Source organism: Peribacillus sp. Bi96, assembly GCF_918698115.1.
Lineage (GTDB): Bacteria > Bacillota > Bacilli > Bacillales > DSM-1321 > Peribacillus.
In genome coordinates, this window is the sequence record NZ_CAKKLV010000002.1 from 248,246 (window position 1) to 269,090 (window position 20,845).

Sequence of the window (20,845 nt, forward strand, 5' to 3'; positions counted from 1 at the left end):
AAAGAAGTTGAAGATATGAATGCTGATCACCATGCAAAAAAACTTAGCGACATTTCTTATTCCGTTCTGGACCTAGCTTCTATTGTCGAGGGTGGTACAGTTTCGGGAGCTTTTAAAAATACAATCGAATTGGCTAAGCATGCGGAGCAATGGAATTACAACCGTTTCTGGGTTGCCGAACACCATAGCATGCCTGGGATCGCAAGTTCTGCAACATCAGTGCTGATAGGGTATGTTGCTGGAAGGACAGAAAGAATTCGCGTGGGTTCAGGAGGCATAATGCTACCTAATCACGCACCACTGGTTATCGCAGAACAATTTGGAACATTGGAAGCAATGTATCCTGGTAGAATAGATTTGGGACTTGGTCGTGCTCCAGGAAGCGACCAATTTACTGCCATGGCACTCCGGGGCGATGTGCGAAATAACGGTCAGGATTTCCCTGAACAATTGGCACAGCTACGGAGTTATTTAGATGCAGATTCAAAACATAATCGAGTCCGTGCCATCCCTGGTGAGGGACAGGACATCCCGATTTGGCTGCTTGGGTCTAGTGGCTTCAGTGCAGCATTATCAGCACAGCTGGGTCTGCCATTTTCTTTTGCAAGCCATTTTTCCCCTGAAAATACTCAACCAGCTTTAGCTCGTTATCGCAATAATTTCCAGCCATCAGAAGTTCTGGATAAACCGTACGTGATGGTAGGTATCAATGTATTTGCAGCTGATACTAGGGAAGAAGCTCAAAGGATTGCTACATCTTATCAACAGCAGTTTTTGAATTTGATACGAAATACACCTGGACAGTTGGCGCCGCCAGTTGATACGATGGAAGGCATTTGGACAGAATATGAAAAGTCCATTGTCATGAAACAGCTGAACGCTTCCATCATAGGAAACCATGAAGAGGTAAAAGAACAGCTGCAGACCTTTTTAGATGAAACACAGGCGGATGAAATGATAATAAACTCTGCCATATATGATCAGGATGCACGCCTTCGTTCTTATGAAATCATTGCAGAAGTTACTGGAATGAAATAAGTGTCAATGAGCTTGCAGATGATGTATCTGCAAGCTTTTTTATAAAATACATAACGATAGACCTATAAAAAAGGCAGGAGAGAAGAATGAAACGAGAAGATCCTATATCCTTAATATTTCACTTCACTGATAAACAAGGTGACAGCAAACCGCTATATTTTACGAACCCGAAAGAAGTGTGTATTGCCGAATCAATCGATGAAGTCCTTCCTCAATTTCAAAAAGTCCAGGAAGCGATTGAGCAGGGGCATTATGCAGCAGGATTTGTTTCGTATGAAGCGGCACCTGCTTTTGAAAAGTCTTTTAAAGTAAAAAACGGAGCCACAATGCCTTTATTATGGTTCGGGATTTTTGAGAAACCGGAGGAATTACCGGAAAAAATGCCCGGTACTTTTCAATTGGCTGATTGGAAATCCGAAACGGATTCAAAAACCTATCATTCAGGATTTGAAAAGATAAAGTCCGAAATCGAGATAGGGAATACGTATCAGGTGAATTATACGATGCGTTTGCAATCCATGTTCAAAGGGGACGATTTTTCTTTTTTCGAACGCTTAAAGAGAGCACAACGATCGAACTATAGTGCTTATTTGAACGTGGGAACACATCGAATACTCTCAGCTTCCCCCGAGTTATTTTTCCGTTGGGAAGATGATCAGCTAATTACCCGACCTATGAAAGGAACGGTGAAGCGGGGAACGACACTAAAAATGGATCAGGTTAATGCAGACTGGTTAGCAGCCTCGGAAAAGAATCAAGCTGAGAACTATATGATTGTTGACCTGCTCAGAAATGACCTGGGGATGATTGCAGAACAAGGAAGCGTAGAGGTTCCACAACTTAAGGAAATTGAAAAATACCCGACCGTTTGGCAGATGACATCCACAATAACAGCCAAAACAAAACCAGAAACAACAATCATTGATATATTCAAGGCACTTTTTCCATGTGGATCCATTACAGGGGCACCTAAAATAAAAACGATGGAAATCATCTCTGAAATAGAGAATTCACCACGTGAAGTGTATTGCGGTGCAATTGGATTCATCACTCCGGAGTCCGAAGCTGTTTTTAATGTGCCGATTCGTACGGTTGTAATTGAAAAGGAGACAGGTAAAGCTGAGTATGGAGTAGGCGGTGGAATCACTTGGGATTCTGAGCTATTGGAGGAATATGACGAAGCCTTTTTAAAGGCCAAATTATTGACGGTGGAAAGGCCCACTTTTGAACTTTTGGAATCGATGAAGCTCAGCGATGGCGAATATGATTTGTTGAATGATCATATCGATCGAATGAAACAATCTGCTGATTACTTCAATTATCGGTTCCCTGAATGGAATCTTAGAGATCAACTGCAAAAGTATGCGGATTTAAATCAAGGAACCGTGCAAAAAGTAAGGATATTACTTAGTGATAACGGGGATTTTGAAATATCCGGACAAGCAATCAATCCCCTCGATTCTGAATTAAAGGTGATTGTGGCTGAAACTCCCATATCAAGTGGAAATCCATTTCTTTTTCATAAGACGACGAATCGTGAAGTTTATGAAAGTTTTCAAAAGAATCATCCTGACTTCTATGACGTTCTGCTTTGGAATGAAGAAGGATACATCACGGAATTCACGAATGGAAATGTTGTGGTGAAGATAAATGGGGACCTTTATACCCCTCCAATTGAATCAGGTCTACTTGCTGGCACTTTTCGTTGCGACTTAATAAGGAAGAAGGAAATCAAGGAAAAACTAATTTCAAAGGCTGATCTTAATATGGCTGAGGAAATTTGGTTTATTAATAGTGTGCGGGGGAGATTAAAAGTACATTTAATATTATAAATGGATATGTATGGCTGAAAAAAGAATAGTTTGACCTGCATAGCAATTTGTTGAGTTATAGTTGATAATGAATGCTCAAAAAATTGCAGGTTTATCGATGATGGAGTGGAAGGATAGATATCCATTACTAAAAAGACGTATGGTGATGGATGAAGTCTTCTTGATGAATCCAGATTACGCATCTGATCAGGAAAACACAGTCGTTCAAAAGGAACAGGTTAAAGCGGCTGAAGGGGATCATTGATTCACCATTTGCAGAGATTCCTTCCATGCAAAAAAAGGCCTTCGGAACTAGTTTCAAAATTGATGACCCTCATTCTAAGCGGCAGCTATACCATTCAGGATAATAGGTTATTTGAACTGCTAAAAATGGCTGAGACAGTGGGGGATTATTTAGAGCCATCTGCTCTCGCAGGAGCATTTGTTCCCGTCCAACTTTTGTCACGTTTGGAAGGTAGGAATTATCTTATGGATCAAAAACCGCTGGATAAAATGAACCAGTCCACTCCTATCATTTGGGCGACAGGCGGCAGCATGATGCCAAAAGATATGATGGAACAATATTTATCTAAAAAAATGTCCACAGTGGTGATATTCTTAGTTTAAAGACAAAAGGGTTTTGGAATGGTCTCATTCCGAAACCCTTTTGATTTTTATTGGATTTGAAGCAGGCTGGAATGAATAAGTAAACTGTTTTGTACGTTCGTCTTTGTCGCACTTACTTATCAAAACTTTTCTTGGAGAGATTGACTTTTTCGTGGTCTTTACGGTCTTCGTTCATCTCATTTTGGAGTTCTTGATAAGCACGCGTTTCTTCCGCACAATCCTCTTTTCAAATTTACGTTTATTTCATTCTCCTTCACTTGTGTGGAATCAACAAAACGTGTTTCTGTACCGATTTACTGAATCTCTTTAGTGATCTTTAAAGCGACGCTCGTAGTTTTTAAAGAAGAGATCCTTTATCATGAAAGACGTAACTAAAACCAGCGATAGGCTTTGTTCGTATATTTCTCCTCAATGGCCTTACGTATCGAGCGAATACAGAAAATATATGGAATGAAGTTCGTTTAACTAAAATAACAGGATTAAAACAAAGTGTATTGGAACGGGTGTACACGACTCCTTTGGGAAAAGCGCGTTAAAGGGGAGACCCCACAGCCGCAAAGGCGCCATGGAGGCTGCCGGGACCGCCCATGGAAAAAGCGTGTGCCTGTAGTGAAAATCAACGTTCAAATTGTACAAACCAAAAAACCGTAGACAAGCTCGATTTTCAGCGAGTTTGTCTACAGTCTGAGAAGATCACTGTCGTGAACCTTTTGTTCCTTATAAACCCCATGCGTTCAATAAAAGGTGAATCGCTTTTTCCAATTCAGCTTCTGGGATCCCTGCAAAGCCCAATATGATTTTTGGAGGATGTTCGTCAAACTTTTCAATTGAATATGAGGATAATCCATAAATTTTAATATGGTGTTCGTTTGCCTTTTGAATGAGTGTTTGCTCATCCATGCCGTTCTTCACGATCAGGACGATATGTAATCCTGACCGCTCACCAATGATGGATATTTGTGAATGGGGCTTAAACAAATCGATCACTTTATCCAATTTGCGCCGGTATACTTTCCGCATCCGGTTTAAATGCTTTTCGAAATCCCCTTCCTTCATGAACTGTGTCAATACATGTTGATCAATCCTAGAAACGGTAGAATGGTAAAAAGATAATTCCTGTTGATGCCTTTGTAACAACGGAGCGGGAAGAACCATATAACTGATCCGAATGGAAGGCATCAATGATTTGGAGAATGATCCTAAGTAAACCACCTTTTCTCCAGCATCCATACTTTGTAAGGAAGGAATCGTTTTTCCACTATAACGAAATTCGCTATCATAATCGTCTTCGATTATATAGCGGTTTGCTGCACCTTGAGCCCAGTTCAACAATCGCGTCCTTCTGTTAACGGAAAGGATCGTCCCATAGGGAAAGTGATGGGAAGGCGTGACATATACTACGTCGATATTGGAATCTTCAATTGGGTTGACCTTTACGCCTTCCTCATCAATTTGCAGGGGATGGACTTCATTTGGGTAGCTGCGTAAAATCCTGTGTATCAAGTGATAACCAGGATCTTCTACACCATATATCGTATTTTTATCGAAAAGAAGGACTAGCTGCTGCAATAAAATTTCCATTCCTGCGCCAATGATGATCTGTTCAGGTACACATTGAACACCACGTGCATGATACAAATAATGCGCAATTTCACACCGCAATTCATATTCCCCTTGGGAATCCCCCAGTAAAAGCAACTCTTGATGTGATTCATCGATTTTATTTTTTGTATATTTTCGCCATTTTTCAAATGGGAAGTTTTCCGTGTCAATTTGGCTGGGATGAAAATGGTACAGCAATTCCCCTTCATTATCCCTCATTTGTTCCAAGGAAACTTGGTTCGTTTGCGTATACTCTAAATCTTCGTACGTTTGAATATAGTACCCTTTTCTTGGTATGACTTCAACATATCCTTCAGCAGTTAACTGTTCATATGCAGTTTCGACAGTATTTTGACTGATCTGAAGGAACTCTGCCAATTTACGTTTTGAAGGCAGTTTTGTACCAAAAAGAAGACGGCCATCAATAATCTCTTTTTTAATATGTGAATATAATTGTTCGTACAAAGGTACATCACTAAACCGATTTAAATCGCATGAAAGCATATTCATTTTGTTTCCACCTTTTTAGATAAAATAACCTGAACCCATTAAATTAATTAAAACTGACACTTTCAATGCGGTCAACATTTTTTTATACTAAGCCTAACAAATCAAAAAAATGCAAATATTAGGGGGAAGAGAAATGGAAAAATTATTAGGAACTGACACAGTAAAAAGAGGAATGGCACAAATGCAAAAAGGTGGCGTAATTATGGACGTCATTAATGCCGAACAAGCAAAAATCGCTGAAGCATCTGGTGCTGTTGCAGTCATGGCATTAGAAAGGGTACCTTCTGATATTCGTGCAGCTGGTGGTGTAGCAAGAATGGCAGATCCTCGAATCGTTGAGGAAGTAATGAATGCTGTTTCCATTCCTGTCATGGCAAAAGGAAGGATTGGTCATATCGTTGAAGCCAGGATTCTGGAATCAATGGGGGTTGATTATATTGACGAAAGCGAAGTGCTGACGCCTGCTGATGAAGAATATCATTTGTTAAAAAGCGATTTCACAGTACCTTTCGTTTGTGGATGCCGTGACTTAGGCGAAGCTGCACGCCGGATTGGCGAAGGAGCATCAATGCTTCGTACAAAAGGAGAACCTGGAACGGGAAATATTGTGGAAGCTGTGCGACATATGAGAAAGGTTTTGTCCCAAATTCGTAAAGTGAGCGTAATGAGTGACGATGAATTAATGACAGAAGCAAAAATCTTAGGTGCTCCTTATGAGATTCTAAGAGAAATCAAACGGACAGGTAAATTGCCGGTAGTTAACTTTGCAGCTGGCGGAATTGCCACTCCTGCAGATGCAGCACTGATGATGGAATTGGGAGCAGATGGCGTATTTGTCGGATCTGGTATATTTAAATCTGAAAATCCAGAAAAATTCGCATCCGCAATCGTTCAAGCAACTACATATTTCACTGATTATGAATTGATAGGCCGATTGTCAAAAGAGTTGGGCAGTGCAATGAAAGGAATTGATATTTCCAAACTGGCTCCAGCAGAACGGATGCAGGAACGTGGTTGGTAATATGTTAACGATCGGTGTTTTGGGATTACAGGGTGCAGTTGAAGAACACTTGAACCAAATCAAAGCTGCTGGTGAACAAGCAATCATAGTAAAAAAACCAGAACAGTTGGAAGAAATCGATGGCTTAATCATTCCAGGCGGAGAAAGCACTACGATGAGAAAGCTAATGGATCGATACGGATTTATGGAACCAATCAAAACTTTCTTCGAAGATAAAAAACCTATTTTCGGTACATGTGCGGGGATGGTATTGGCGGCCAATCAATTGACTGGTGATGAGGAGGCCTATCTTGAACTAATGGACATTTCCGTGAAAAGGAACGGATTTGGACGTCAACGGGATAGTTTCGAAGCCGATCTCTCAATCAAAGGATTGGATGAACCATTTAAAGCTGTTTTCATCCGAGCGCCATTCGCGGAGGATATTGGAGAAGATGTAGAGATATTGGCAGTTTATGAAGAGAATGTTGTGGCCGCGAGACAAGAACATGTCCTGGTTAGTGCGTTTCATCCAGAATTAACAGGGGATGATCGTATTATGCAACTTTTTATTCAAATGGTAAAGACATCTATAAATAAAGCTGAATTGAAAACCTGCTAAACATCATCAAGCTGTCCTATTATTAGGACAGCTTTTGTATGCTCCTTTCCAAAAAGGGAACGAAATCATATTGCTTGAATTTACCATTCGATAAATCTATACTAAATAAGTGAGTGGTCACTCACATCTTTAGTTTTGAACATTGAAGAGGACCATGTCGTTGTTGCATATATTAATGAAAAGATGGAGCAGGATGCTCGTTTCAATCAAGGTTATAAAGAATGCAAGAGATATGCGCGGTATATTAATGTGACCTTAAGCGATCAGTTGAAGTGTAGTCATGGTTGAGGATGGCTAGGCATTTTATACATGATTTTTTAGAAAAGAAATCATTTCATAGACACTGTTTTCTACAAATGGGATTTCTCAATGATCAAAGGTAATAATGACTGTTAAATACCATCTAAGAATAATGAAAAAATGATGGGTGAAACAGTTTTATCTTTTTAAAAGAAGGTTGATATTTTTGAAAAAAGGGCAGCAAACTAAAGAACGAATCATGAATGTAGCCCGGACTCTTTTTGCCACTAAAGGTTTTGATATGACCAGGACGAATGAAATTGCCTCTGCTTGCAATGTTTCCGAAGCTACTATTTACAAATATTTTGTTAGTAAAAAAGATTTACTTTTGGCTACAATTACACCTAATGAAAAAGAAGAGTCTGAAGAAGGGATTAGCCATCTATCTACAGATGATCTTATGGAGAATCATGTTTCCACAATGATAAAGAAAATTCTTGAAAATAAAGAACAGTTTTCAATATTATTCAGGGAAACACAACTCGATCAAGATATTTCAAAACAATATATTGAACAAATTTTTAAGCCGAATGCCAAACATATTGAAATACAGAAGAGAATAGATAGAGGAGAGATACAATATATCTCTGATATCACCCTATTTAATGTTGGGATTATTTCTTTTACATTGGCATTATCTACTCATAATGAGATACATCACCAGAAAAAGGAACCATATTTTAGTTCTGAAAGAATCAATAGCATTGCCCAGCTTTTAGTTTATGGTATTCACGGAAAATAAAATCATACATAATGAAACGGTCCTATTAAAGGCATGGGTATCATGCCACAAATAGGACCGTTTTTTCGATTAGGTAGCAATCAAGCAAGCTGATGAACTGGTGAATCCGTGCCAATATCAATAAACTGGAGTTTAAGATTTGACATATATTTTTCAGACTATTACGATAAATGCATGCTTCATGAAAAGCTATTTCGAGGATTCGTATCAGGATATCATGTAAAATAGGGGGATAAATATGAGCGATATCGTAATTTTATCAGGAAGCCCAGCGATTCCATCAAGAACGGACATTTCACTAAAACATATTCAATCATTGGTTGAAAAAGAAGGATATACCTCGGCATATTACTCAATTACGGATTTTTCAGCTGATGATTTATTTCAAGGGCGATATAAGAGTGAAGATATTATAAAGCTCTCAGAAAAAATTCAAGAAGCTAGAGGTATCATTATTGGTTCACCGGTATATAAAGCATCTTACACAGGTGTGTTGAAAGCCTTGATTGATTTGCTGCCTGAAGGAGCTTTTAAGGGAAAGCCTGTGCTGCCAATTATGATTGGTGGAAGTAACAGGCATTTATTGGCAATTGACTTTGCGCTTAAACCATTAATTTCTATATTAAAAGGTGAGCCGTTGCAGGGCATCTATTTTGTAGATAAGGAAATTGATAAACAGGATCCGGAAAGCCCTATTAAGGACATGAATTTAGTTGATCGCGTTCAGAGTCAGGTTCAAGAATTTGTAGAAGCGATTCAGATAAGGAATATTTGAGTACTTATCCTTTGAATGATTGACAGAATTGTAAAATAGACTCATTTTTTTAGAGACTTTCTCTAAAAAAAAATGAGTCTATATTCATATGAAAAAGAACATATAATTACAAGTGGAATAATGTGTATAATAATAACAGTTCATCCATTTTATAAATCCAAGTTATTTTATAAGAAAACTCCATTGACAAGGAATAAATTTATGTTAATATTTAAAATAATAAAACTTATCCAGAGCGACGGAGGGAATTGGCCCTTTGAAGTCCAGCAACCTGCATGATGGATGCAAGGTGCTACATCCAACAAAATGTTGATCATTTTGGAAGATAAGGTAAAGAATATTTACCTAGGAATCTTTCCATCATGGAAAGATTTTTGTTTTTGAAAAAAATCGTTGGCAAACCATAACAATGTAAGGTTGTTTGGAATTATATAAATTATAAAAATTTAAGAATTCAATTAATCAGCGGTGAAATAAATGATTCGCGGATTTTCTTAAAGGAGGAACAGGTTTGGAAAAAGAGAATCAGCTTGAAGAAATATTTGAACGACTTCAAGAAATGCTTCAGTCAATGAAATATGGGTCCATTACACTTATTGTCCAGGATGGTAAAATCATTCAAATGGAAAGAAATGAAAAGCTGAGAATTAAATAAGGTATCTGCTGACTAGAAAAACTAGAGGCGTGTTTAACTAATATAAAGAGAGTATTGGTTAAATTCGTCTCTTTTTCCTAGAGTCATATAAACTTGAGAAAATTACAGCGGATATTGATCACCAGTTACTCTAGCCAGTGAAACATACTGCAAGTTTTAGAGGGGGCAATAAAGTTGGCTGCATTAATAAACTATGAAAATTTCAACACTGAAGTTTTACCTGCTTTTCCTGAAGAAAGTGAGACAAAAGGAGCATTAGAAGTTCTGCAATGGGCAAATGAACAATATGGCAATAAACTCATATATGCATGTAGCTTTGGAATTGAAGGCATAGTGCTTACGGATTTATTGGCAAAGGTCAATCCTTCGGCAAAGATTGTTTTCCTGGATACCGATGTTCATTTTGAGGAAACTTACCAATTGATCGACCAAGTGAAAAAGCGGTATCCAAAGCTTTCTATAGAAATGAAGAAACCTGCTTTGACGCTTGAGGAACAAGCAGCGGAATATGGCGATGAATTATGGGTTAATGATTCCAACAAGTGTTGCAATATCCGTAAAATCATCCCGCTTACCGATGTGCTCTCAACGGCGACAGCTTGGCTTTCAGGACTGAGGCGGGAGCAATCAGAAACAAGGGCTCTTACCGAGTATGTCAATAAAGATAATAAATTCAAGTCAGTTAAAATATGTCCACTCATTCATTGGACATGGAAAGATGTTTGGCGTTATGCACACAAAAATGGACTTCCATATAATATCCTACATGATAATGGATATCCGAGCATTGGCTGTAAAACGTGTACGGCACCTGCCTTCAATGCAGATGATTTACGCTCTGGCCGTTGGCAAGGGGCTCAAAAAACAGAATGCGGATTGCATTTATCTTAAATAAATAGAAACCATAGGGGGAAATTAGCATGACAACCAGTTTACCGCACGGAGGAACATTAATCGATCTTTGGGAACCAAAATATGATTTTAGTAAAATAACAAATTCAATCGAAATTGATGAAATTGCTTTAAGTGATCTTGAATTGATAGGCACTGGTGCCTACAGTCCGATTAAAGGTTTTTTCACAAAAAGTGACTATGAGGCAGTTGTCAAAGATATGAGGCTTAGTAGCGGTCATGTATGGAGCATCCCGATTACACTGCCGTTAACCGAAGAATCTGCAAAAACAATCACGATCGGAGAAGAAGTAAAGTTGAATCATGAAGGTGAAACATACGGAGTTCTCCTTGTTTCCGATATTTTCACACCTGATAAACAATTGGAAGCGACATTAGTATATCAAACGGATGATGAGAAGCATCCAGGTGTGAAAAATTTATATAACCGCGGAAATGTATATGTCGGTGGAGAGATAAAATTGGTTAAGAGAATCGAGCGTCCGTTATTTCAAGATCATTATTTGGATCCTGTTGAGACAAGGAAAGCTTTTGCAGAAAAAGGTTGGGAAACGGTTGTTGGATTCCAAACGAGGAACCCTGTTCACCGTGCACATGAATATATACAAAAGACAGCACTGGAGATTGTCGACGGTTTATTCTTGAATCCTCTTGTAGGTGCCACCAAATCGGATGACATTCCAGCAGATGTACGAATGGAGAGCTATAAAGTTCTGCTTGAAAAATATTATCCTAAGGATCGCGTCTCCCTTGCCGTTTTCCCTGCTGCAATGCGTTATGCAGGACCAAGGGAAGCCATTTTCCATGCGATGGTCCGTAAAAATTATGGTTGCACCCATTTTATTGTCGGACGTGATCATGCAGGTGTGGGCGATTATTATGGCACATATGATGCTCAAAAAATCTTTGGGAATTTTAACGCTGATGAGTTAGGGATCACGCTATTATTCTTTGAACATAGTTTTTATTGTAAAGCATGTGGCAATATGGCTTCTGCTAAAACTTGTCCGCATGGCAAGGAAGACCATGTTATCCTCTCCGGTACGAAGGTTAGGGAAATGTTACGTAATGGTGAAATTCCTCCAGTTACCTTTAGTCGTAAAGAAGTAATCGAGGTATTGATCGAGGGTTTAAAGAAGAATGAAGTTTTTAACTAAAGCGTTTCAAAATGAAGGAATGAAGTAAGAGGGGGATCATAATGAATAAAAATACTAACATAACTTGGCATGAATCGACATTGACCAAGGAACTTCGCCGAAAACAGAACGGACATGAGAGTACTGTTCTATGGTTTACGGGACTATCTGGGTCAGGAAAATCAACGATTGCGAATGCAGTGGCTAAGGAGTTATATAACCGGAATATTAGAAGTTATGTTTTGGATGGGGATAATATCCGTCATGGTTTAAATAAAGATTTGGGTTTTTCTGAAGAGGATCGAACAGAAAATATTAGGCGGATCGGTGAGGTTTCCAAGCTATTCGTGGATAGTGGGCAGTTCGTATTGACCGCTTTTATATCGCCTTTTCGGGCAGATCGCCAGATTGTGCGTGATTTACTTGAAGACGGGGAGTTTATTGAAGTATACATAAAGTGCCCAATCGAAGAGTGTGAAGTTCGGGATCCTAAAGGTCTTTATGACAAGGCTCGTAAGGGTATCATTAAAGACTTTACTGGAATCGATTCTCCGTACGAAGAACCTGTACAACCGGAAATCGTTTTAGAATCCGACCAATACAGCATTGAAGAGTGCGTTGAACAGGTCATTGGTTATTTGACAGCAAAGAGAGCGATTTAATCAAGGAGGAAATGTAATGGTTTATGAGAAGTTTTGGTCGGAAAATCCACTAATCGCTAAAAATAAAACGGAAATCTGGAAATTGGAAAAAGACGGATTGAAGATATTTGATGATATTCCACATTACGCTGCAAATGGTTTTGAATCCATCCCTAAAGAGAATTGGGATATGTTCAAGTGGGCAGGTCTTTACTTGCAACGCCCAAAAGAAGCTGGTTATTGGATGATGCGTGTCGTTATTCCCGGGGGAATCCTTTCTTATGATCAACAAATCACACTAGCTAACATCGCCAAAGATTATGGGAGGGATGTATATGACATTACAACCCGTCAAGCCATTCAATTCCACTGGCTGACCATCGAACAAGTCCCGGATATCTTAAATCGTTTGGAAAAGGTTGGAATGACTACGGCTGGTGCTTGTGGAGATATTACACGTAATATTATCGGGAATGCATTAGCTGGTCTCGATCGTGACGAACTTTTTGATACACGTGATGTCCTTTATGATGTATTTGAATATTTCCGCCTTAACGAAGACTATTCAAACCTTCCAAGGAAATATAAAATGTCCATTAGTGCTAATATTCACAATGCTTCCAATGCCGAAATCAACTGTGTCTCTTTCAATCCAGCTACTAAAGTAATTGATGGAGTAACGGAAGTAGGTTTTCACGTAAAAGTAGGAGGCGGGCTATCCTCCGTTCCGATGCTGGCAGAAGAACTTGATTTATTCATTTTACCTGAAAAAACAGTCGAAGTGGCGGCCGCCATCACGACGATATTCCGTGACTTTGGGTACCGTGAAAAACGGCATCGCTCGCGATTGAAATTTCTTGTAGCTGACTGGGGTCCTGAAAAATTCAAGGAAAAATTGCTGGAATACACCGGTCCGCTTCCTGAAAAGGGAGAAAGTGCAGTAAAGGGGTGGAATGCAGGTTATTTCTACGGCATCCATAAACAAAAGCAAGAAGGACTCAACTATGTTGGAGTCAATATTCCAGTTGGCCGTCTAACTCCAGACGAAGTGATTGAGTTTGCAGAACTTGCTAAAAAATATGGTAATGGTGAAATCCGCAACTGTAATTCTCAAAATCTAATTATTCCAAATGTGCCGGATGCAAAACTTGAGGAATTGAAACAGGAACCCATCTTTGAAAGATTTCCTTATCAACCAAAAAAATTCATTGGTTATTCCGTATCTTGTACAGGCATCGAGTATTGTAACCTGGCACTCGTCGAAACAAAAAACAGAATGAGGACCATTTCTGAAACACTTGATGAGGAAATCGATCTGGATGTACCAGTAAGGATGCATATGGTAGGTTGTCCTAATAACTGTGGTCAAAGAGCGATTGCCGAAATAGGACTGCAAGGCATAAAAATGAAAAACCAGGAAAAACAGATGGTGGAAGCTTTTGAGATATACATCGGCGGTACCCTGAATGAGGGCGGGAAGTTCAATGAAAAACTTAAAGGGAAAGTGGAGGCTGAACAACTCTATTATGTTCTGAAAGAACTTATCCTATTTTTCAAAGAAACAAAGCTCCTTTCCGAAACCTTCCTTGATTTTGTGGAAAGGGTAGGGAAAACAGAGTTACAAAGCAAGCTTGATGATATATTAGAAGAAGTGGCCGTCTAAGGGAAGGTAAGCTATTTATGAATCTATATCGTTTTGAAGTCACGATCAAGGAAGAACCAATCCATGTCATCATTGTCGCTGATTCAGATGAACAGGCGTTTCAGCTTGTTGATATTGAGCTGGAAAAGCATTATTTGAAAATGCCGGAAGTTGATGATATTTCTTTATACGAAAAAAAGAAAATTAAAAATGGAGCAGGTTTCGTTTTAGCGGAATTCGAAACAATTCTCTAAGGGAGGGCAGGTTGCAAAAATGGGAAAAGTCTATCTAGTAGGAGCCGGTCCCGGAGATCCAGATTTAATTACATTAAAAGGATTAAAATGTATTCAAGAAGCTGATGTCATTTTATATGATCGACTTGTCAATAAAGAACTACTAAATTATGCAAAAGACGGTGTGGAATTGATTAATTGTGGTAAACTGCCAAATTATCATTTGTTGCAGCAAGAAACGATCAATCGATTCTTAGTCAAATTTGCAAAAAAAGGAAAAGTAGTCACCCGCTTGAAAGGTGGCGATCCATTTGTCTTTGGACGCGGTGGAGAGGAAGCGGAAGCCCTTGCCAAAAGTGGTGTGAGCTTTGAAATCGTACCAGGAATTACGGCTGGAATTGCTGCTTCCGCCTATGCAGGAATTCCAGTCACCCATAGAGATCACGCTTCATCCTTCGCGATTGTTACCGGTCATCGGAAAAAGGATGAAGAGGATAATATCAAGTGGGAGTCCCTGGCAAAAGGGATTGATACATTAGCCATTTACATGGGAGTAAAAAACCTGCCATATATTCAAGGGAAACTATTGGAGCATGGTAAAAGTCCAGAAACCCCTGTAGCTCTTATTCACTGGGGGACATTAAAAACGCAAAAAACGGCTGTCAGTACATTGGCTAAGGTAGTGGAAACGGCCAATGACGAACAGATTTCCAACCCTTGCATGATAGTAGTGGGCGATGTCGTTCATTTACGAGAAAAAATCAAATGGTTTGAAGCAAAACAAACCGAAAATTTGTTGGCAAATGAGGCCTATTAATGGAGGCCATTTTATATATTTGCCATGGCAGCCGTGTTAAAGAAGCTTCAGCCCAAGCCATTGATTTTATTAAAGTTTGTATGGAAGCACAGCCAAATGCCATTCAGGAGTATTGCTTTTTAGAAATGGAAACTCCTACGATCGAAGAAGCTTACGAAAGGTGTGTACAACAAGGTGCGACTAGAATCATTGCCATTCCAGTTCTATTGCTAACTGCTGTACATGCAAAATATGATATTCCGGTCATTTTGAACAAAATGAAACAACGGTATCCAAATGTAGTCTTGAAATACGGAAGACCCATAGGTGTCAGTGATAAAATGGTTGACATATTAGTGGAACGGTTGGAAGAAACAAATGAAAAGGTTACGGAGGATTCATTGGTTTTATTGGTTGGAAGGGGCAGCAGCGATCCCGATGTAAAACGGGATTTAGGTCAATTAGCGGATTTACTAAGGAGCAGGTTACCAAAAAGCAAAGTGGAAGAATGTTATCTGACCGCTGCATCACCAAGCTTTGCAGAAGCATTGGATATTGCAGAGAATTCTCAATCAAACCAAGTATTTATCATTCCGTATCTATTGTTTACCGGTATCTTAATGCAGTCCATCCAAAGCAATTTGAAAAAGATCCAGAAAAAGGGAGAACAACAAATCATACTTTGCCGTTATCTAGGTTATCATCCAATGATTGAACAAGCTATATCGGAACGAATTCATGAAGTGAGTGGGGAGGGAGCTTATGTATCCAATTACGCTTAATATTGAGAACAGAAAGTGTGTCATTATCGGCGGTGGTAAAATAGGTTACTTTAAAGCTGGCCCCTTATTAGAAGCTGGTGCTGAAGTGACCGTCGTAAGTCCCGAGGTATGCGAAGGATTTCAACGATTGGAAAAAGAAGGTAAGGTTCATGTTTTTCTTAAAGAAGTGGAAGAAAATGACTATAAAGATGCTTTTTTAATCATTGTTGCAACAGATTCTACTGAAGTTAATGAACTAGTGTATGAGAATGCATCCCAAAATCAATTGATCAACGTAATTAGTAATCATGAGCTGGGTAATTTTCATATACCAGCAACATTGAATAGAGGCATGCTTTCCATAAGCGTTTCTACCCAAGGTGCAAGTCCAGCTCTCGCAAAAAAAATCCGGAATGACTTAGGGGAAATGTATGATGAGTCATATGAAGAATATCTTGAATTTCTTTTCGAAGCAAGGATGATCATTAAAAAGGGTTCTTTTTCAAAAGAGGAAAAATCTAAGTTGTTGAAAGATTCCATAGAGGATATTTATAAATATTCCCATAAAGAAAGATATCGTTTTTTAGCCAGGCTTTTGCCAGTAGAAACTGAATAAAAATCATTGGGCTGATCAGAAAACTGAAGGCACCTAACCAACATGTGTTTTACATTGGTTAGGTGCCTTTTGTATCTGAATTGAAATCTGAATGTTCTTTTCAGGCAAACTGTAACCGCCATTCGGGTCTATGATATCAAGGTTCTATTTTAGTGGAAAAAGGGGAAGGTCATGAAAAAGTTAATTGTTTTAGCCTTTATCGGGTTTTTAGCCCAATTAATCGATGGTTCACTTGGAATGGGGTATGGAGTGAGTTCCACTTCCCTTTTGTTGACATTTGCGATTGCCCCTGCAGTAGCATCAGCATCTGTTCATTTATCGGAAGTCGTTACGACAGCTGTGTCAGGAGCATCACACATAAAGTTTGGGAACGTGGATAAGAACATGGTCTACCGTTTGGTCATTCCTGGTTCGGTAGGCGCTTTTGTAGGTGCATGTTTCCTGAGCAATCTGCCTGCCGAATTAGCTAAACCGTATATTGCCATATTTTTATTTGGTCTTGGGGTATACGTTTTGTTCCGCTTTTTATTTATTTTTAAACCGTCAAAGGAAAATGAAACTGTAAAACCATTAACAGCAAAACAATCCATTCCATTAGGACTTTTTGCAGGTTTTTGTGATGCAACAGGCGGAGGTGGTTGGGGCCCGATCGCAACGCCCGTTTTATTGTCGAAAAAAGGCATGACTGCTAGAAAAGCCGTAGGGACTGTAGATACGAGTGAATTTGCCATTGCTTTCTTCGGAAGTCTCGGTTTTATCATTTCTCTTGGATGGGAAGCGGTCAATTGGCTTTGGGTAGTAGCATTGATAATAGGTGGAGTGGTTGCCGCACCAATCGCAGCCTGGCTCGTCAGGATGCTTCCTGCTCAACTAATGGGTGTCTTAGTAGGTGGCTTCATTATATTAATCAATGTTCGAACACTTTTAACTGCATGGGTTCCGGTTGAATCCCATATATATATCTATACTGGTATTGTGATTTTTTGGATTTCGGGAATCCTTTTTACCATCAATAAGATGTCCACAGCAAAAAAACATGGTCATATCGAACAACAGCGGAATGCCTCCTAAAAACCGAGGTGGACAGTGGCAGCTTTTATGTAAATAATCATAGGTTCATAGAATACCTACGAGAAAAGTCATTTAATGAAAGGTTTGTAAGTGGGTTCCTAGATTCGTTTCATAGATAGAATCCCTATAGTTCCTAAGATAGAACATAGCAGTGTTATATCATATTGTTATTTTTCTCGCTTTTTGGCTGTCTTGATAATTGAGAGACGTCTGCGGCTAGTTTCTATGTAGCTTTATTCTCCTAATAAGGCATGAAAAGCTCCCCTATCCTAAAATCAGCTCAATTTTATCTATCCCATTTATGGAATATGCAGCAGGACCATTAGTTTATGGTCTGCTGCTGTTCAAATGATTGAATCGTACTTTCATATAATTCAATAAGCGGTAATATGTTTTTTTTACTATCGAATTGTTTTACTACCAACTTTCTTAAATCCTTTCCTGTTTGAACACCGATATTTGATTGATGAAGGTTGCGTAAGTCCTGATATAGAATGGCTTGGTTACATGTTTGTTTTGCCCCGTGATCCCCAAAGTAGCACTCCCACGCTTGTTGAAAATTATTCCTATTTACCGTTCCGAAGTAGCCGTGATTTCCACAAGAAATGATGGGCTTTTCGCATGCCATTGCTTCCAATGCCACTCTCCCCGTACCAACGACATAGTCAGCAAGTGCATAATAGTCCCTAACATTCTTTTGTTCCCCAGTGAAATGAATGAATTCCTCCTTACATGAAGATTGGATACTTGCTGCCATATTCTTAATATCCTTGAGTTGTCTCCCGTCACCGACGATGATTACATGGAGATTGGAAATATCGTTTAATTTTAAATCCCTGCAGGCTTTGATTAAAAGCATACAGATTTTTGCTTTATGACGAGTAATCCTACTGCAGTAAACAATTACTTTAGCGTTCAAAGGAATATTCATTTTTTTTCTTAATTCCAATGAAGGGGAAGGGGAAAAATCGATAGTATCAATTCCATTAGCAATCACTGATATATTCTTAGGGAAAAAAGGCTGAATATATTTTTTCACCGGCTCACTTACGGCAATCGCGGCATCTGTAAACTGTAAGACACTTCTAATCTCCCAATCAGGGAAGTATGTCCCGTGAAGTGTGAAAACGAACGGAATATTAGAGATTTTCGCTGCCTTGGCCGAGATGTGGCCGGAAGTAATCTGGTGACCGTGCACTAGTGTTATCTGTTCTTGACGTATTAAATCAACCAGCCCTTTTAACAATAGAGATTCCGTCTTTGACTTTATTGTTAATGCGGCAGGGAAATTCATGTGATGAATGGTACATCCCGTTTCACGTAATCGACTTATCATGCTTCCATTTCCAGTAAGTACCGCTGTGTATATCCCTCTAGACTGTAATTCCTTCACAAGACTTAACACATGCGTTTCCGTTCCACTTACATCCATTGTATCTAACACCATCAGAACTCTTGTGGCTTTCATGATATCTTTCCTATTAGGCAAAATTCGTCCGATTCATGAAATGAATGAACTTTAATTTGAGTTGAACTTTTTTTAATGAAGAATTTAGAGAGGGCATCTAGAACCATCCCATTTATCATGGCGCAACCATTATTACCGTCCGCATAATCTGTTTGAACAATGCTTTTGTAATCCTTTATTCGTCTATATGTCACCATTATCACCTCAACCGTATCATATTCAGTTCTTTAAGAATTGGACATGGTTTTGTAAAACCTTCAAATATAAATTCAAGTAATGAAAAAAAAGGTGGTTTAGTCCAAGCCAAAAAGATAAGTCATCAATATACTACTTTTGAAGCGATATAAGAAAGGCGCAGCAAAATTTCAAGATCCTCAAAGAAATCAAGTGACTCTAGTGGATCAAGGAATTCAAGAAGATCGAATCTAGGCAAAAATCCTAGCACAAATCCAGACCGAAAATTCATTTTTAGTCGGATCCATACCAGCATTCACATTTTCGATCGAGAATGAGTTCATTGCTGTATGAAAGAAAAGAAAGGGGGACCGAAAGGAAGATTAGAAAAAGAAATGCGAGCATTAAGGTAAAGAAATAACAATCAAAAAGGTGGTAAAAAAATGAGTAACGAGAAGCAAAGTGAGAAGCAAAGTGAGAAGCAATGTACAAACAATACCTCAGACTATCTCTTCTATAAATGGCTTGTTGAAAATGGGCGTCCGGGGAGACCTGGAACAGAGCCAACTGGTGAGTCGTATAATGATTTAAAAAGCGTTTTAAGAAAATTACTAGGAAGAACAGTAACGGTTTCCAATGACTTTGCCCCAGTGACTGGGATCTTAAGTGCTATTGAATCTGATTATATCGTAATTAGCGAAACCGCCGGAACTGTTGTATTTGTTCCATTAAGAGCAATCAATTCAGTTAGAGAGCCTATTTAAGGAGGAGAATGCATTGTTAGCTAGTATTTTTTATCGACAATTAAGACATTACATTGGGAACACGGTCACAGTGGCTACGAGCAGTGATTTATTTGAGGGAGTGTTACATGGGGTAACCAACCAAATCATTCGAATAACAGAATCGGCCCCAGGTTATGAAAGTGATTTGGATATTATTACTATCCCATTAGATCAAATAGAATTTGTACGCGTAGATAACGCACAATAATTTATAAGAAGAAGCAGCCATCTATCAGGTGGCTGTTTCTTTTGTTCGTTATTAGCCGATATTTCAATGGTTGTAGAATCCTAATCTGTGATTTTTTCTTGTATATAGTGTAAGGTACTGTGAAATGGCGGAAAAGGTAGTTAAATATTTTTCGGTTTTGTACAATAATTAGATAAGGGATTAGAAAAGGAGTAAAAAAATGAAAGGCATACCCGATCATATAAAAGAAAATTTGGAAATATTATTTGTTGGATTCAATCCAAGTATCCGGTCAGGAGAGACAGGCCATCATTATGCGAATCCTAACAACCGTTTTTGGAAAATCCTCTTCGAGTCCGGGCTGACACCAAGGAAATATCACCCGACTGAGGATTCTTCTTTACTGGATTTAGGTTATGGTTTTACAAATATCGTTTCCAGGCCTACAAAAGGTGCTGACGAAATCACAAAAGAAGAGTACATAAAAGGAAGGAAGCAATTAAAAAGGAAAATTGAAAAGTATGAACCTAAACTTGTCTGTTTCGTAGGCAAGGGTGTTTATCAGGAATATCGGCAATTACGAAAAATCGCATGGGGTCTGCAAGAAGATCCTTCATCAAAAAGGAGCATGGAATTCGTTGCCCCTTCATCCAGTGGATTAGTGAGAATGCGGATAGAAGAAATCATTGAAATATATAGGGAGATACCAATTCTGCTCCACAAATTGGAATCCCATTAACG

At 38.9% G+C, this 20,845-nt stretch carries 23 protein-coding genes and 1 riboswitch; of the genes, 21 read left to right on the forward strand and 2 right to left on the reverse strand.

Going from position 1 to position 20,845, the window contains the following annotated elements:
* Window positions 1-15: 15 nt before the first annotated feature.
* From LQ203_RS03660 to LQ203_RS03675, 4 genes are all read left to right on the forward strand, one after another.
* The gene (locus tag LQ203_RS03660) at window positions 16-1,038 is read left to right on the forward strand and encodes an LLM class flavin-dependent oxidoreductase (protein ID WP_230155799.1); all 1,023 of its coding nucleotides are present in this window, start codon (window positions 16-18) and stop codon (window positions 1,036-1,038) included.
* 86 nt (window positions 1,039-1,124) lie between these two features.
* Window positions 1,125-2,870, forward strand: a complete 1,746-nt coding sequence (gene pabB, locus LQ203_RS03665) for an aminodeoxychorismate synthase component I (RefSeq protein WP_230155802.1) — start codon at window positions 1,125-1,127, stop codon at window positions 2,868-2,870.
* A gap of 67 nt (window positions 2,871-2,937) precedes the next feature.
* Window positions 2,938-3,114 carry a hypothetical protein gene (locus LQ203_RS03670; protein WP_230155804.1) on the forward strand — a complete coding sequence of 59 codons (177 nt, stop codon included), beginning with the start codon at window positions 2,938-2,940 and terminating at the stop codon, window positions 3,112-3,114.
* Window positions 3,111-3,476, forward strand: a complete 366-nt coding sequence (locus LQ203_RS03675) for a hypothetical protein (RefSeq protein ID WP_230155806.1) — start codon at window positions 3,111-3,113, stop codon at window positions 3,474-3,476. Before LQ203_RS03670 ends, LQ203_RS03675 begins: the two co-directional genes overlap by 4 nt.
* Before the next feature lie 717 nt (window positions 3,477-4,193).
* On the opposite strand, the gene LQ203_RS03680 is transcribed toward LQ203_RS03675, so the two are convergent.
* Window positions 4,194-5,588 (reverse strand): PLP-dependent aminotransferase family protein, encoded by a 1,395-nt coding sequence (locus LQ203_RS03680; RefSeq protein ID WP_230155807.1) that lies wholly within the window; start codon window positions 5,586-5,588, stop codon window positions 4,194-4,196.
* 133 nt (window positions 5,589-5,721) lie between these two features.
* Between LQ203_RS03680 and pdxS the strand changes: the two genes are divergently transcribed.
* The 14 genes from pdxS (at window position 5,722) to LQ203_RS03750 (ending at window position 17,490) form a co-directional block, all read left to right on the forward strand.
* Window positions 5,722-6,609: a pyridoxal 5'-phosphate synthase lyase subunit PdxS gene (gene pdxS, locus LQ203_RS03685; protein ID WP_230155808.1), complete on the forward strand. Its 888-nt coding sequence runs from the start codon at window positions 5,722-5,724 to the stop codon at window positions 6,607-6,609.
* A 1-nt stretch (window position 6,610) separates the two neighbouring features.
* Complete coding sequence (gene pdxT, locus LQ203_RS03690) at window positions 6,611-7,210, forward strand: pyridoxal 5'-phosphate synthase glutaminase subunit PdxT (RefSeq protein WP_230156128.1); 600 nt, start codon at window positions 6,611-6,613, stop codon at window positions 7,208-7,210.
* Window positions 7,211-7,676: 466 nt separating this feature from the next.
* The gene (locus LQ203_RS03695; RefSeq protein WP_230155809.1) at window positions 7,677-8,252 is read left to right on the forward strand and encodes a TetR/AcrR family transcriptional regulator; all 576 of its coding nucleotides are present in this window, start codon (window positions 7,677-7,679) and stop codon (window positions 8,250-8,252) included.
* Window positions 8,253-8,490: 238 nt separating this feature from the next.
* Entirely contained in the window at window positions 8,491-9,027 is a 537-nt protein-coding gene (gene ssuE / locus LQ203_RS03700; RefSeq protein WP_230155810.1) for an NADPH-dependent FMN reductase, read from the forward strand.
* A gap of 223 nt (window positions 9,028-9,250) precedes the next feature.
* A riboswitch (SAM riboswitch) is annotated at window positions 9,251-9,359 on the forward strand.
* A 179-nt stretch (window positions 9,360-9,538) separates the two neighbouring features.
* Entirely contained in the window at window positions 9,539-9,682 is a 144-nt protein-coding gene (locus tag LQ203_RS03705; protein WP_230155811.1) for a YezD family protein, read from the forward strand.
* A 174-nt stretch (window positions 9,683-9,856) separates the two neighbouring features.
* Complete coding sequence (locus LQ203_RS03710; RefSeq protein WP_230155813.1) at window positions 9,857-10,573, forward strand: phosphoadenylyl-sulfate reductase; 717 nt, start codon at window positions 9,857-9,859, stop codon at window positions 10,571-10,573.
* Window positions 10,574-10,602: 29 nt separating this feature from the next.
* Window positions 10,603-11,751, forward strand: coding sequence for a sulfate adenylyltransferase (gene sat, locus LQ203_RS03715; protein WP_230155815.1), 1,149 nt, complete (start codon window positions 10,603-10,605; stop codon window positions 11,749-11,751).
* Between the two features lie 41 nt (window positions 11,752-11,792).
* The gene (gene cysC, locus LQ203_RS03720) at window positions 11,793-12,392 is read left to right on the forward strand and encodes an adenylyl-sulfate kinase (RefSeq protein ID WP_230155817.1); all 600 of its coding nucleotides are present in this window, start codon (window positions 11,793-11,795) and stop codon (window positions 12,390-12,392) included.
* 16 nt (window positions 12,393-12,408) lie between these two features.
* The gene (locus LQ203_RS03725; protein ID WP_230155820.1) at window positions 12,409-14,034 is read left to right on the forward strand and encodes a nitrite/sulfite reductase; all 1,626 of its coding nucleotides are present in this window, start codon (window positions 12,409-12,411) and stop codon (window positions 14,032-14,034) included.
* 17 nt (window positions 14,035-14,051) lie between these two features.
* Window positions 14,052-14,267 carry a DUF3906 family protein gene (locus LQ203_RS03730; protein ID WP_230155822.1) on the forward strand — a complete coding sequence of 72 codons (216 nt, stop codon included), beginning with the start codon at window positions 14,052-14,054 and terminating at the stop codon, window positions 14,265-14,267.
* A gap of 19 nt (window positions 14,268-14,286) precedes the next feature.
* Complete coding sequence (cobA, locus tag LQ203_RS03735) at window positions 14,287-15,063, forward strand: uroporphyrinogen-III C-methyltransferase (protein ID WP_230155826.1); 777 nt, start codon at window positions 14,287-14,289, stop codon at window positions 15,061-15,063.
* Window positions 15,063-15,824 carry a sirohydrochlorin chelatase gene (locus LQ203_RS03740; protein ID WP_230155828.1) on the forward strand — a complete coding sequence of 254 codons (762 nt, stop codon included), beginning with the start codon at window positions 15,063-15,065 and terminating at the stop codon, window positions 15,822-15,824. The genes cobA and LQ203_RS03740 overlap by 1 nt, the downstream gene beginning before the upstream one ends.
* Window positions 15,805-16,419: an NAD(P)-binding protein gene (locus LQ203_RS03745; RefSeq protein WP_230155830.1), complete on the forward strand. Its 615-nt coding sequence runs from the start codon at window positions 15,805-15,807 to the stop codon at window positions 16,417-16,419. The genes LQ203_RS03740 and LQ203_RS03745 overlap by 20 nt, the downstream gene beginning before the upstream one ends.
* Before the next feature lie 171 nt (window positions 16,420-16,590).
* Window positions 16,591-17,490, forward strand: coding sequence for a sulfite exporter TauE/SafE family protein (locus LQ203_RS03750; RefSeq protein WP_230155832.1), 900 nt, complete (start codon window positions 16,591-16,593; stop codon window positions 17,488-17,490).
* Between the two features lie 322 nt (window positions 17,491-17,812).
* Here LQ203_RS03750 and LQ203_RS03755 read toward each other — a convergent pair whose 3' ends face one another.
* Window positions 17,813-18,958 (reverse strand): glycosyltransferase, encoded by a 1,146-nt coding sequence (locus LQ203_RS03755; protein ID WP_230155837.1) that lies wholly within the window; start codon window positions 18,956-18,958, stop codon window positions 17,813-17,815.
* A 617-nt stretch (window positions 18,959-19,575) separates the two neighbouring features.
* Here LQ203_RS03755 and LQ203_RS03760 point away from each other — a divergent pair.
* The 3 genes from LQ203_RS03760 (at window position 19,576) to LQ203_RS03770 (ending at window position 20,843) form a co-directional block, all read left to right on the forward strand.
* Window positions 19,576-19,896, forward strand: coding sequence for a DUF2642 domain-containing protein (locus LQ203_RS03760; protein WP_230155839.1), 321 nt, complete (start codon window positions 19,576-19,578; stop codon window positions 19,894-19,896).
* A gap of 13 nt (window positions 19,897-19,909) precedes the next feature.
* Window positions 19,910-20,125 carry a hypothetical protein gene (locus tag LQ203_RS03765; RefSeq protein ID WP_230155841.1) on the forward strand — a complete coding sequence of 72 codons (216 nt, stop codon included), beginning with the start codon at window positions 19,910-19,912 and terminating at the stop codon, window positions 20,123-20,125.
* Between the two features lie 199 nt (window positions 20,126-20,324).
* The gene (locus LQ203_RS03770) at window positions 20,325-20,843 is read left to right on the forward strand and encodes a mismatch-specific DNA-glycosylase (RefSeq protein ID WP_230155844.1); all 519 of its coding nucleotides are present in this window, start codon (window positions 20,325-20,327) and stop codon (window positions 20,841-20,843) included.
* Window positions 20,844-20,845 lie beyond the last annotated feature (2 nt).